Here is an 11,925-nt window from a genome sequence, read left to right as displayed (position 1 = left end):
CTCACCGAAATGTCCACGGACCGTCTCACCCATCGGGCGGCGGGCACAATTCGCTTGTGACACCCCGTAGCCTTGGCTGCGTGACCGTGACAACTGAGACCAACGGGACAGGCCACTCCTGGCAGTCCCTGCCCGCGGCGCAGCAGCCCGAATGGCCGGACCAAGAGGCACTGCGCAAGACCCTTGCGGACCTCGCCTCGTATCCGCCGCTCGTCTTCGCCGGCGAGTGCGACCAGCTGCGCGCCCGGCTCGGTGCCGTCGCCCGCGGTGAGGCCTTCCTGCTCCAGGGCGGTGACTGTGCCGAGGCCTTCGACGGCGTGTCCGCCGAGCAGATCCGCAACAAGCTGAAGACCCTGCTGCAGATGGCGGCCGTGCTCACGTACGCCGCCTCGGTGCCGGTGGTCAAGGTCGGGCGGATCGCCGGCCAGTACTCCAAGCCGCGCTCCAAGTCGACCGAGACCCGCGACGGTGTGACCCTTCCGGTCTACCGCGGCGACTCGGTGAACGGCTTCGAGTTCACGCCGGAGTCCCGGATCCCGGACCCGGAGCGCCTGAAGCGGATGTACAACGCGTCCGCCGCGACGCTCAACCTGGTGCGGGCCTTCACCACCGGTGGCTACGCCGACCTGCGGCAGGTGCACGCCTGGAACCAGGACTTCGTGCGCAACTCGCCCTCCGGCCAGCGGTACGAGAAGCTGGCCCGGGAGATCGACAACGCGCTGGCCTTCATGAACGCCTGCGGGGTCGCCCCGGAGGAGTTCCGGACGGTGGAGTTCTACTCCTCGCACGAGGCGCTGATCCTGGACTACGAGACGGCGCTGACCCGCACCGACTCGCGGACGGGCGACCTGTACGACGTCTCCGGCCACATGGTCTGGATCGGCGAGCGCACCCGGCAGCTGGACCACGCGCACATCGAGTTCGCCTCGAAGGTCCGCAACCCGATCGGCGTGAAGCTCGGCCCGACCACCACGGTCGACGAGGCGCTCACCCTGATCGACCGCCTCGACCCGGACCGCGAGCCCGGCCGGCTCACCTTCATCACCCGGATGGGTGCGGGCAAGATCCGCGAGCACCTGCCCAACCTGGTGGAGAAGGTCACCGCCTCCGGTGCCCAGGTCGTGTGGATCTGCGACCCGATGCACGGCAACACCTTCGAGGCCTCCAGCGGCCACAAGACCCGCAGCTTCGACGACGTCCTGGACGAGGTCAAGGGCTTCTTCGAGGTGCACCGCGGCCTGGGCACCCACCCGGGCGGCATCCACGTGGAGCTGACCGGCGACGACGTCACCGAGTGCGTCGGCGGCGGCGACGAGGTGCTGGTCGACGACCTGCACCAGCGCTACGAGACGGCCTGCGACCCGCGCCTCAACCGCAGCCAGTCGCTGGACCTGGCGTTCCTGGTCGCGGAGATGTACCGCAGCCACTGACCGGCCCGGCCCCCGGGCCGTGTCCGGACCGATTGTGACGAAGGCCCCTCCGCCGTCCGGCGGAGGGGCCTTCTGCATGCGTGGATGTCCAGGTAAGGTAAGGCTCAGTAGACCGCGCGACCTCAGGAGACACTGCAATGTACGTCTGCATGTGCCATGCGGTCACCGAGGCCCAGGTGAAGCAGGAGATCGACGGCGGCGCCTCGACGCCCCGGCAGATAGCCCAGGGCTGCAAGGCCGGCACGGACTGCGGGTCGTGCGTCCGCCGGATCCAGGCCCTGCTCGGGGAGCACGGGGCCCGCCCGTGCCCGACACACCGCCTGGCCGCGAAGCTCGGGCTGGCCGAGCCCGCGGCGGAGCAGGCCAGGGCCGCGTAGCGGCCGCAGCCGCGGTCAGGACTCCGGCTGCTCGATGAGCTGGGCGAGGTACAGCGGCTCCCCGAGCTTCTCCAGCAGTTCCAGCTGGGTGTCGAGGTAGTCGATGTGGTGCTCCTCGTCGGCCAGGATCGCCTCGAAGATGTTGGCCGAGGTGACGTCGTTCTTGGCGCGCATCACCACGATGCCGCGGCGCAGCCGGTCGATGGCCTCGACCTCGACCTGCCGGTCGGCCTCGAACATCTCCTTGACCGTCTGGCCGATGCGGACGTGGAAGAGCCGCTGGTAGTTGGGCAGGCCGTCCAGGAACAGGATCCGGTCGGTCAGCACCTCGGCGTGCTTCATCTCGTCGAAGGACTCGTGCCGGGTGTACTTCGCGAGCTTCGTCCACCCGAAGTTCTCCTGCATCTTGGCGTGCAGGAAGTACTGGTTGATGGCCGTGAGCTCGGCGGTGAGCTGCTCGTTGAGGAATTCGATGACCTCGGGGTCGCCCTGCATGGTGCGCCTTCCTGTCCGTCCTTCGCCTGACGGCATCGTGGCACCGGAACGGCGCAATTTTCCAGTAAGTTCACGCTTACCCGCACATATGGCGGATTGTCCGATTTGCCGATGTATCCGAGCTGTGAAGGGGGCGTGCGCGAGGGGCGCGCATCGCGTGGCGGCCGCCGTCTGCGACCATGGGGACATGGGTCAGCACGAAACGGAACCGCCGCAGCCGCCCGACCCTCGGCTCCCGCCGGGCCAGCGCACCCAGCGCGGCTGGCCGGTGCTGCACTACGGCCCGGTGCCCCGCTTCAAGCCGCAGAGCTGGGACTTCCAGGTGTTCGGCGCCACCGCCGACGCGGAGAAGCACAGCTGGGACTTCGAGGCGTTCCACACCCTGCCCCGGGTCACCGTCCGCGGCGACCTGCACTGCGTCACCAGGTTCTCGATGCTCGGCAACGAGTGGGGCGGCGTCGCCGCCAAGACCGTCCTCGACCTCGTCCCGCCGGCCCCCGGCGTCACCCACGTCATGGTCTGGGCCGAGTACGGCTACAGCGCCAACCTGCGGCTCACCGACTTCGCCGACCCGCAGACGGTGTTCGCCACCCACCGCAACGGCGCGCCCCTCACCGTCGAGCACGGCTTCCCGGTGCGCCTGGTCGTCCCGCACCTGTACGCCTGGAAGGGCCCCAAGTGGGTCCGCGCGGTCGAGTACATGCGGGCCGACCGGCGCGGTTTCTGGGAGGAGCGCGGCTACCACAACCTCGCCGACCCGTGGGCCGAGCAGCGCTACTCCTACCAGGAGGCGCCCGGCGACGGGCCGCTGCGCTGACCCGCCCGCCGGTACCGCCGGAGCCGGAGCGGCGCTAGAACAGCCCGAAGCTGATCACCACGAGGGTGCCCTGCGGCTGCGGGGTGCCCGCCTTCGGGGTCTGCCCCACGACCTTGCCGCCGAAGAGGTTCAGCCCGCTGCTCTGGACGGTGAAGCCCGCGTCGGTCAGTGCCTTGGTGGCGTCGTCCTTCGTCAGGCCGACCACGTCCGGCACCGGAGCCATGCCCTTGCTGACCACCAGCGAGACCGGCGCGTTCGGGCTCAGCGAGGTGCCGACCGCCGGATCGGCCGAGATCACCGCGCCCTCGGGCACGGTGTCGCTGAAGGCCGTGCTGGTCGTCCCCGGCGTCAGCCGGGCCGCCGTCAGCGCCTGGCGCGCCGCGTCCGCGGTCATCCCGGCCACGTTCGGCACCGGGACCCGGTCGGGCCCCTTGGAGAGCACCACCTTGACCGGCTCGCTCTTGCGTGCCCGCGCGCCGACCCCCGGATCGGTGGACATCACCTGCCCGGCCTGCACGGTCTCGCTGAACTGCTGGGTGAAGGTGCCCCGCAGCCCCGCCGTGTCCAGGGTGGCCACCGCCTGCGCCTCGGTCTGCCCGAGCACGCTCGGCACCGTCGTGTACAGCCCGCTGGAGAGCACGTACGTGGCGCCGCCGACCAGTGCCAGCACCACCGCGATCACCGCCGCCCAGATCAGCGGCGCCCGCGAGCGCCGACGCCGGGCGGGCCGCTGCGGGGTGAGGGTCAGCGTCTCGTCGCCGCGCCGCGAGGGCGGCGTGAGCAGCTCCGACGGCACGTCCAGCACGCTGGTGCGCTCCACCGGGCGGTCGACGACCGCGGTGACCTCGCCCGTCGGGTACTGCGGGGTGGGCCGGGTGGAGGCCGGCGGTTCGGCGTCCAACTGGGCGGGGAGAGCGTGCGGCGCACCCGCTGGAGCGCGGCCAGCAGCTCGACGGCGTCCCACGGGCGGGCCTGCGGGTCACGGGCGGTCGCGGTGGCCACTATGGCGTCCAGCTCGCGGCCCACGCCCGGCGCGGCCAGCGAGGGCGGCGGCACGTCCTCGTTCAGGTGCCGGTAGATCACCTGCATGGCGTTCTCGCCGGTGTGCGGCTTGGCGCCGGTGAGCATCTCGTACAGCAGGATGCCGGCCGCGTAGACGTCGACCCGCTGGTCGGTCGGGGCGCCCTGGTGGATCTGCTCGGGCGCGAGGTAGGAGACCGTGCCGAGCACCGTGCCGGTGGAGGTGGTGCTGGTGATCGCGTCGCCCGCCCCCTCCGTCCCGGTGAGCAGCCGGACGAGGCCGAAGTCGGCGACCTTCACCATGCCGTTGTCGGTGATCAGCACGTTCTCGGGCTTGATGTCCCGGTGCACCAGGCCGGCCCGGTGCGCGGCGCCGAGCGCGGCCAGCACCGGCTCCAGGATGTCGAGCGCGGCCCGCACGGACAGGGCGCCGCGGTCGCGCAGCAGGTCGCGCAGGGTCCGCCCGGGCACGTACTCCATGGCCAGGAACACCGCCCGGCCGTCCGCGCCCTGGTCGAAGACGTTGACCACGTTGGGGTGCGAGAGGCGGGCGACCGCCTTGGCCTCACGGATGAACCGGCCGGTGAAGTCCGTGTCGGCGGCCAGCGACGGGTGCATCACCTTGAGGGCGACCACCCGGTCGAGACGGGTGTCGTTGCCCCGGTACACGGTGGCCATGCCGCCGACGGCGATGCGCTGCTCCACCCGGTACCGGCCGTCGAGCAGGGCACCGATCAGAGGGTCGTCGAGCGTCTTGTCCACCCGAGGAGTGTAGGCCGCGGGGGTGGGCCCGAGCCCCGGACGGCGCCGTCCGGGGACCGGTTGTGCCGATGTTGAGACATGCCGTCCGCGAACGGCCTCAGAACGCCGGGAGTTCGCGGGTGTCGAGGTCGGCGCGCCCCGCCATCTGCGACGACGCCTCCGCGTGGAAGCGGCGCGGGATCCGGCCGGCCCGGTACGCCAGGCGCCCGGCCTCGGTCGCGCGCCGCATCGCGTCCGCCATCAGCACCGGGTCCTGGGCCCGGGTGACGGCCGAGGCCAGCATCACCGCGGAGCAGCCGAGCTCCATCGCCAGCGCCACGTCCGAGGCGGTGCCGGCGCCCGCGTCGAGCACCACCGGGACGCCCGCGCCCTCCACGATCAGCTGGAAGTTGTGCGGGTTGCGGATGCCGAGGCCGGAGCCGATCGGCGAGCCCAGCGGCATGATCGCCGCGCAGCCCACGTCCTCCAGCTTGCGGGCGAGCACCGGGTCGTCGTTGGTGTACGGCAGCACCGTGAAGCCGTCGTCGACCAGGGTCTCGGCCGCGTCCAGCAGCTCGATCGGGTCCGGCAGCAGGGTCCGCTCGTCCGCGATGACCTCCAGCTTCACCCAGTCGGTGCCCAGCGCCTCGCGGGCCAGCCGGGCGGTGAGCACCGCCTCCCCGGCGGTGAAGCAGCCCGCCGTGTTGGGCAGCACCCGGATGCCGTTGCGGGTCAGCACGTCCAGCACCGAGCCCTGGGTGGCGGTGTCGACCCGGCGCATCGCGACGGTGGTCAGCTCCGTCCCGGAGACGAGCAGCGCCTGCTCCAGCACCTCCAGGCTGGGGGCGCCGCCGGTGCCCATGATCAGCCGTGAGCCGAAGGTCGTCCCGGCGATGGTCAGCAGGTCGTCGGCCATGGCTCAGCCCCCTGCACGGCGGTGAGGATCTCCACCCGGTCGCCGGTGCCGAGCACGGTGGCCGGCCAGGCGCTGCGCGGCACCACGGCCTCGTTCAGCGCCGCCGCGACCCCGGTGGGCGCGGCCGACACCGCGGCCACCACCTGGGCCAGCGTGGTGGTGGCGGGCAGCTCGCGCGGCTCGCCGTTGACGGTCAGTGAGATCTGGTTCATGCGAGGGCCTTCAGGTGGAAACGGCTGGGGGAGAACGGTTCGGCGAGCTCCGGCACGCTGCCGGTCGCGAGGTACGCGGCGACCAGGTCGGCGGTGACCGGGGTGAGCAGCACGCCGTTGCGGTAGTGCCCGGTCGCGGCGACCAGGCCGGGCAGGGCGGTCGGGCCGAGCAGCGGGGCGTTGTCCGGCGAGCCGGGCCGTAGCCCGGCGCCGGTCTCCACCAGCGGCAACTCGGTGATCCCGGGGACGAGTTCGTGGGCGTCGCGGAGCAGCTCGTACACCCCGCCGGCGGTCACCGTGGTGTCGTGGCCCTGCTCCTCGGTGGTCGCGCCGACGACCAGTTCGCCGTCGGCGCGCGGCACCAGGTAGATGTGCTGCCCGCGCACCACCGCACGGACGTTGCGGGCCAGGAACGGCCGGTACGCGGACGGCACGTGCAGCCGCAGCACCTGCCCCTTCACCGGCCGGATCGCCGGCAGTACGCCCGGGGGCAGGCCGTTCAGCAGATGGCTGTACGACCCGGCCGCGAGCACCACCTGGCCGGCCGTCAGCACCTCGCCGCCGTCCAGCCGCACCCCGGTCGCCCGGCCGTCGTCCACCAGCAGTTCGGCGGCCCTCTCCCGGTGCAGCACCGCCCCGGCCCGGCGGCACGCCTCGACCAGCGCGGTGGCCAGCCGGCGGCCGTCCACCTGGTGGTCGTCGGTGACGTGCAGGCCGCCGCGGACCCCGGGCGCGAGCATCGGCTCCAGCCGGCGGCACTCGCGGCCGGTCAGCCAGTGCGAGGTCAGGCCGAGGCGCCCGTGGAAGGCGTGCAGCTCGCGCAGTTCCTCGCGGTCGTCGGAGTCCAGGGCGACAGCCAGGGTGCCGGTCCGCCGGTAGCCGGTGTCCAGCCCGGTCGCGTCGGTGAGCTCGGCGGCGAACGCCGCGTACCGCTCGTTGGAGGCCATGCCCAGGCGCAGCAGCGGCTCCTCGCCGTACTGCAGCTCGGTGACCGGGGCGAGCATGCCGGCCGCGACCCGGGCCGCGCCGCCGCCCGGCGCCGGGTCCAGCACGGTGACCGCCAGCCCGCGCTGGGCGGCCCGCCAGGCCACGCCGAGGCCGATGATGCCGCCGCCGACCACGAGGACGTCGGGGCGGGGCCCGTCGGAGGGTGAACGTGCCACGTCGCTTCTGCTCCCTTCGCCGGCATGACCCGGATCAGGTTCGGACGGTCGCGGGCCGCCGCAGCCCGCCTCTCAGCCCGGTGCACCGGGCTCCCGTGTGAGGTGTGCACCCACCCTAACGCCGGGTGTCGCCGTCGCCGAAAGCGCGTGCGCAGGGTGGACACACCGGCCGATAGGGTGGCCGCCGTGGCTGAGCTGAGCGGTACGGAGAGCGTTCTCGTCGTCGGCACCGGGATGGCGGGCGCACAGTGCGCCCTCGGGCTGCGGCAGGGCGGCTGGCGGGGGCGGATCGCGCTGGTCGGCGAAGAACCGCACCGCCCCTACGACCGGCCGCCGCTCTCCAAGGACGTGCTGCTGGGCGGCAGCGACTCCACCGCCTTCGACATCGACTGGGAGCAGCTCGGCGTCGAGCTGCTGCTCGGCCGCCGCGCCACCGGCCTGGAGCCCGGCGTGCTGCACACCGACGCGGGCCCGCTCACCCACGACCACCTGGTGATCGCCACCGGCGCCGAGGCGGTCGCCCTGCCGGGCGCCGCAGGCGCCCGGGTGCTGCGCACCGTCGACGACGCGCTGGCGCTGCGCAAGGCGCTCACCCCCGGGACGAGGCTGGCCCTGGTCGGTGCCGGCTGGATCGGCGCCGAGACCGCCACCGCCGCCCGCGCGCTGGGCTGCGAGGTCACCGTGGTGGAGGCCGGGGCGCAGCCGCTGCCCGGTGTGCTGCCGGCCGCCCTGGGCGCCGAGATGGCCCGCTGGTACGCCGAGGCCGGGGTCGTGCTGCACTGCGACGCCGCGGTGAGCGCCGTCGACGAGGGCGGGCTGCTGCTCGCGGGCGGCGGCCGCGTCGACGCCGACCTGGTGGTGGTCGGGGTGGGCGCCCGTCCGGCGACCGGCTGGCTGGCCGGCTCGGCGGTCGAACGGGACGCGACGGGCGCGGTGCTGGCCGACGAGCGGCTGCGGACGACCGCCCCGGGCGTGTGGGCGGCCGGCGACTGCGTCTCGTACCCCTCGGCCCGGGCCGGCGGCCGGCTCACCGTGCAGCACTGGGACCACGCGCTGCGGTCGGGCGGCGCGGCCGCGGCCTCGCTGCTCGGCGCGGACACCCCGTACGACCCGGTGCCGTACTTCTGGTCGGAGCAGTTCGGGCGGATGGTGCAGTACGCGGGCCGGCACGCCGACGGCGACGAGCCGGTGCACCGCGGCGCGCCCGGCGACGCCGACCGGTCCGTGCTGTGGCTGCGCGACGGTGTGCTCACGGCACTGCTCGCGATCGACCGGCCGCGCGACGTCAACCAGGCCAGGCGGCTGATCGAACGCGGCGCCGTGCTGGACGTGGCGCTCGCCGCGGACCCGGCGGTGCCGCTGAAGGCGGCCGCCGGATAGCCCGCGGGCGGTCACGATCGGTCATCGGTCGGCCGGGCCGGGGCGGGCCGGGTGCATCGGGGGCGCCGCAGGTGGCAGTCTGGTGCCGTGAGTAGTGAGATCGATCCCAAGACCGACGCCCTCGTCCCCGCCTGGCTGTACCTGCCCGACATCTCCGAGCGCTGGGGTGTGCAGGTCACCGAGATCCGCAACATGGTGAAGGCGAACACCCTGCTCGCCGTGCGGCGCGGCCCCAACAAGTCGCTGCAGGTGCCGGCGGCCTTCATCGAGGACGACGGCCCGGTGAAGCACCTGATCGGCCTGTTGACCGTGCTGCGGGACTCCGGCTTCAGCGACGAGGAGATCCTCGTGTGGATGTTCACCGAGGACCCGTCGCTGCCCGGCAGCCCGATCCAGGCCCTGCAGGAGAACCGCGCCACCGAGGTCAAGCGCCGCGCCCAGGCGATGGCCCTCTGATGCCGCCGGCCCGCGCCCTGCTCGGCGACGCCCGCCTCTACCTGTGCACCGACGCCCGGCGCGAGCAGGGCGACCTGCCGGAGTTCCTGGACGCGGTGCTGGCCGGTGGCGTGGACATCGTGCAGCTCCGCGACAAGGGCCTGGAGGCGCGTCAGGAGCTGGAGGCCCTGGAGGTCTTCGCCGACGCGGCCCGGCGCCACGGGAAGCTCTTCTCGGTCAACGACCGGGCGGACGTGGCGCACGCCGCCCGCCCGCAGGTGCTGCACCTCGGCCAGGACGACCTGCCGGTGCCGGCCGCCCGCGCGATCCTCGGCGACGCCGTGGTGATCGGCCGGTCCTGCCACGCGGAGTCCGAGGTGGACGCGGCCCTGGTCGAGCCGGGGGTGGACTACTTCTGCACCGGCCCGGTCTGGCCGACCCCGACCAAGCCCGGCCGCCACGCCCCCGGCCTCGGCCTGGTCTCGTACGCGGCGAAGGCGGTCACCGACCGGCCGTGGTTCGCGATCGGCGGCATCGACCTCGGCAACCTGGACGAGGTGCTGGCGGCCGGTGCGACCCGGGTGGTGGTGGTCCGGGCGATCACGGCCGCCGACGACCCGGGCGCGGCCGCCGCGGAGTTCGCCCGCCGGCTGCGCACGGCCTGACCGTCGGGCGGCCACCGCCGCCGGATGCTCAGTACTTCCGGACGGTGGCCGCCTCGGCGAGGGCCAGCAGGGTCGCCCGGGCCGGGCCGGCCGCCAGCGGCGCCCGGTCCAGGGCGTCGAGGGCCTGGGCCATCAGCTCCTCGATCCGCTGTTCGACGAGTTCCGCGGCGCCGCTGCGCTCGACGAGCGCGCGCAGCCGCCCGATCTCCTCGGGGGCCAGGTCCGGTGCGCCGAGCCGCTCGTCGAGCAGCCGGGCGTCGGCGGCCGGCAGCCCGCGCATCGCGTGGGCGACCAGCAGGGTCCGCTTGCCCTCGCGCAGGTCGTCGCCGGCCGGCTTCCCGGTGACCTCCGGGTCCCCGAACACGCCGAGCAGGTCGTCGCGGAGCTGGAACGCCTCGCCGAGCGGCAGCCCGAACGCGCCGTAGGCGTCCACCAGTGCGCCGTCGGCGCCGGCGAGCAGCGCGCCGACCTGGAGCGGGCGCTCGATGGTGTACTTCGCCGACTTGTAGTGCAGGACGGTCTGCGCCCGCTCCAGGGCGTCCTGGTCGGCGGAGTCCCCGGCGACGGGCTCCAGCACGTCCAGGTACTGGCCGAGCATCACCTCGGTGCGCATCCGGTCGAAGGCGGGCTTGGCGGCCCGGACGGACCCGTCGGGCAGGCCGCTGCGCTGGAACAGCTCGTCGCACCAGATCAGCAGCAGGTCGCCGAGGAGCACCGCGGCGCTGGCGCCGTACTGCTCGCGGTCGCCGCGCCAGCCGCGGTCGCGGTGCATGGCCTCGAAGCGGCGGTGGACGGAGGGCAGGCCGCGGCGGGTGTCGCTGCGGTCCATCAGGTCGTCGTGGACGAGCGCGCTGGCCTGGAGCAGTTCCAGGGCGGCCGCGGCCCGGGCGATCCCCGGGTCCTCGCTGCCGCCGCCGGCGCCGCGCCAGCCCCAGTAGCAGAAGGCCGGGCGCAGCCGCTTGCCGCCGTCGAGCAGGAAGTCGCGCAGGGCCTCGGAGACCGGCCCCAGCTGCGGCGAGATGCCGGCGAGCAGGCCGGTCTGCTCGGCCATGAACGCGGCCAGAGCGGCGTTGACGCGCTCGCGCAGGTCCTCCCGGTCGATCGGGTTGGCCGGAAGGCTGGTGGACGTGGGCACGGTGGGACTCCGGATCGCTGGGCTGACAATCAGACTATCCGGAGGGCGGCGGACCGCTCTCATCGGCGGCGCCCGGGCCGCGCCACGTGCACATCTCATTCAGTGGACCATGTTTGGTCGCCCTCCGTGCGGGACCGATAGCCTGCCAGCATGGCACTCGGCATCCCCTCCACCAGAACCGACCGCGCACAGACCGTGCGCGACCTGCTGGCGGCCGGGGACCGTTCCTTCTCCTTCGAGTTCATGCCGCCGCGCAACGAGGCCGCCGAGCGCAGGCTCTGGGATGCCATCCGCCGCGTCGAGGCACTCGACCCCAACTTCGTCTGCATGACGTACGGCGCCGGCGGCTCCTCGCGCGGCCGCACCGTCGACCTGGTCGGCCGGATCGCCACCGAGACGACGCTGACCCCCGTCGCCCACCTCACCGCCGTCGAGCACTCGGTCGCGGAGCTGCGCAACATCATCGGCCAGTACGCCGACCAGGGCGTGCGCAACGTCCTCGCGGTGCGCGGCGACCCGCCCGGCGACCCGATGGGCGAGTGGGTCCGCCACCCCGAGGGCGTCACCTACGCCTACGAGCTGGTCGAGCTGATCAAGGGGATCGGCGACTTCTGCGTCGGCGTGGCCGCCTTCCCGCAGATGCACCCGCGCTCCGACAACTGGGACGACGACATCCGGCACTTCGTCGCCAAGTGCCGCGCCGGCGCCGACTACGCGATCACCCAGATGTTCTTCGAGGTCGAGGACTACCTGCGGCTGCGCGACCGGCTCGCCGCGGCCGGCTGCGGGACGCCGGTCATCCCGGAGATCATGCCGGTCACCAACATCCGCCAGCTGGAGCGCTTCCCGCAGCTGTCCGGCTCGGACTTCCCGCCCGACCTGGTGGACCGCTTCCGCGCGGTCGCCGAGGACCCGGACGCGGTGCGCGCCGTCGGCATCGACCACGCCACCGCGATGGCCGAGCGACTGCTCGCCGAGGGCGCTCCCGGCCTGCACTTCATCACCCTCAACCACTCCACCGCGACCCTGGAGATCTACCAGAACCTCGGCCTCCACCAGCGCTGAGGCACCGGCCGCGCAGGGCCGGCCGCAGCCGGCCGCGAGCGATGCGGTGCTGTCCGCCGCAAGCCTGTACAGTC

12 protein-coding genes, 1 pseudogene and 1 riboswitch are annotated in these 11,925 nt (G+C 73.5%); of the genes and pseudogenes, 7 read left to right on the top strand and 6 right to left on the bottom strand.

All coding sequences use genetic code 11. The features are described 5' to 3' along the window. The first annotated feature begins 80 nt into the window (after positions 1-80). Positions 81-1,430, top strand: a complete 1,350-nt coding sequence (locus ABEB13_RS12845) for a class II 3-deoxy-7-phosphoheptulonate synthase (RefSeq protein WP_100890636.1) — start codon at positions 81-83, stop codon at positions 1,428-1,430. Between the two features lie 137 nt (positions 1,431-1,567). Next, positions 1,568-1,807 (top strand): (2Fe-2S)-binding protein, encoded by a 240-nt coding sequence (locus tag ABEB13_RS12840; protein WP_345705617.1) that lies wholly within the window; start codon positions 1,568-1,570, stop codon positions 1,805-1,807. Between the two features lie 15 nt (positions 1,808-1,822). Here the strand turns inward: ABEB13_RS12840 and bfr are convergent, their stop codons facing one another. Beyond that, positions 1,823-2,302 (bottom strand): bacterioferritin, encoded by a 480-nt coding sequence (gene bfr / locus ABEB13_RS12835; protein ID WP_100890638.1) that lies wholly within the window; start codon positions 2,300-2,302, stop codon positions 1,823-1,825. Positions 2,303-2,489: 187 nt separating this feature from the next. Between bfr and ABEB13_RS12830 the strand changes: the two genes are divergently transcribed. Beyond that, the gene (locus ABEB13_RS12830; RefSeq protein ID WP_345705616.1) at positions 2,490-3,119 is read left to right on the top strand and encodes a molybdopterin-dependent oxidoreductase; all 630 of its coding nucleotides are present in this window, start codon (positions 2,490-2,492) and stop codon (positions 3,117-3,119) included. 34 nt (positions 3,120-3,153) lie between these two features. On the opposite strand, the pseudogene pknB reads toward ABEB13_RS12830, so the two are convergent. From pknB to thiO, 4 genes and pseudogenes are all read right to left on the bottom strand, one after another. Beyond that, positions 3,154-4,901, bottom strand: a pseudogene (gene pknB, locus ABEB13_RS12825) (Stk1 family PASTA domain-containing Ser/Thr kinase). A gap of 97 nt (positions 4,902-4,998) precedes the next feature. After that, entirely contained in the window at positions 4,999-5,796 is a 798-nt protein-coding gene (locus tag ABEB13_RS12820; RefSeq protein WP_345705615.1) for a thiazole synthase, read from the bottom strand. Next, the gene (gene thiS, locus ABEB13_RS12815) at positions 5,778-6,008 is read right to left on the bottom strand and encodes a sulfur carrier protein ThiS (protein ID WP_345705614.1); all 231 of its coding nucleotides are present in this window, start codon (positions 6,006-6,008) and stop codon (positions 5,778-5,780) included. The genes ABEB13_RS12820 and thiS overlap by 19 nt, the downstream gene beginning before the upstream one ends. Beyond that, positions 6,005-7,171, bottom strand: a complete 1,167-nt coding sequence (gene thiO, locus ABEB13_RS12810; RefSeq protein ID WP_345705613.1) for a glycine oxidase ThiO — start codon at positions 7,169-7,171, stop codon at positions 6,005-6,007. The genes thiS and thiO overlap by 4 nt, the downstream gene beginning before the upstream one ends. After that, positions 7,166-7,278, bottom strand: a riboswitch (TPP riboswitch). (Overlaps the previous gene by 6 nt.) A gap of 70 nt (positions 7,279-7,348) precedes the next feature. On the opposite strand from thiO, the gene ABEB13_RS12805 reads away from it, so the two are divergent. The 3 genes from ABEB13_RS12805 (at position 7,349) to thiE (ending at position 9,651) form a co-directional block, all read left to right on the top strand. Next, positions 7,349-8,551, top strand: coding sequence for an NAD(P)/FAD-dependent oxidoreductase (locus ABEB13_RS12805; RefSeq protein ID WP_345705612.1), 1,203 nt, complete (start codon positions 7,349-7,351; stop codon positions 8,549-8,551). An 87-nt stretch (positions 8,552-8,638) separates the two neighbouring features. Next, positions 8,639-9,007 (top strand): Rv2175c family DNA-binding protein, encoded by a 369-nt coding sequence (locus ABEB13_RS12800; protein ID WP_345705611.1) that lies wholly within the window; start codon positions 8,639-8,641, stop codon positions 9,005-9,007. Beyond that, complete coding sequence (gene thiE / locus ABEB13_RS12795; RefSeq protein ID WP_345705610.1) at positions 9,007-9,651, top strand: thiamine phosphate synthase; 645 nt, start codon at positions 9,007-9,009, stop codon at positions 9,649-9,651. Before ABEB13_RS12800 ends, thiE begins: the two co-directional genes overlap by 1 nt. A gap of 28 nt (positions 9,652-9,679) precedes the next feature. Here the strand turns inward: thiE and ABEB13_RS12790 are convergent, their stop codons facing one another. Beyond that, positions 9,680-10,786, bottom strand: coding sequence for a polyprenyl synthetase family protein (locus ABEB13_RS12790; RefSeq protein WP_345705609.1), 1,107 nt, complete (start codon positions 10,784-10,786; stop codon positions 9,680-9,682). Positions 10,787-10,936: 150 nt separating this feature from the next. Here ABEB13_RS12790 and metF point away from each other — a divergent pair, with 150 nt between their 5' ends. Beyond that, the gene (gene metF, locus ABEB13_RS12785) at positions 10,937-11,851 is read left to right on the top strand and encodes a methylenetetrahydrofolate reductase [NAD(P)H] (RefSeq protein WP_345705608.1); all 915 of its coding nucleotides are present in this window, start codon (positions 10,937-10,939) and stop codon (positions 11,849-11,851) included. The last annotated feature ends 74 nt before the right edge of the window (positions 11,852-11,925 follow it).

Origin of the sequence: Kitasatospora paranensis (assembly GCF_039544005.1) — a bacterium.
GTDB lineage: Bacteria > Actinomycetota > Actinomycetes > Streptomycetales > Streptomycetaceae > Kitasatospora > Kitasatospora paranensis.
Note: the sequence above shows the minus strand (reverse complement) of the source record. Positions and strands in the feature narration are given on the sequence as shown.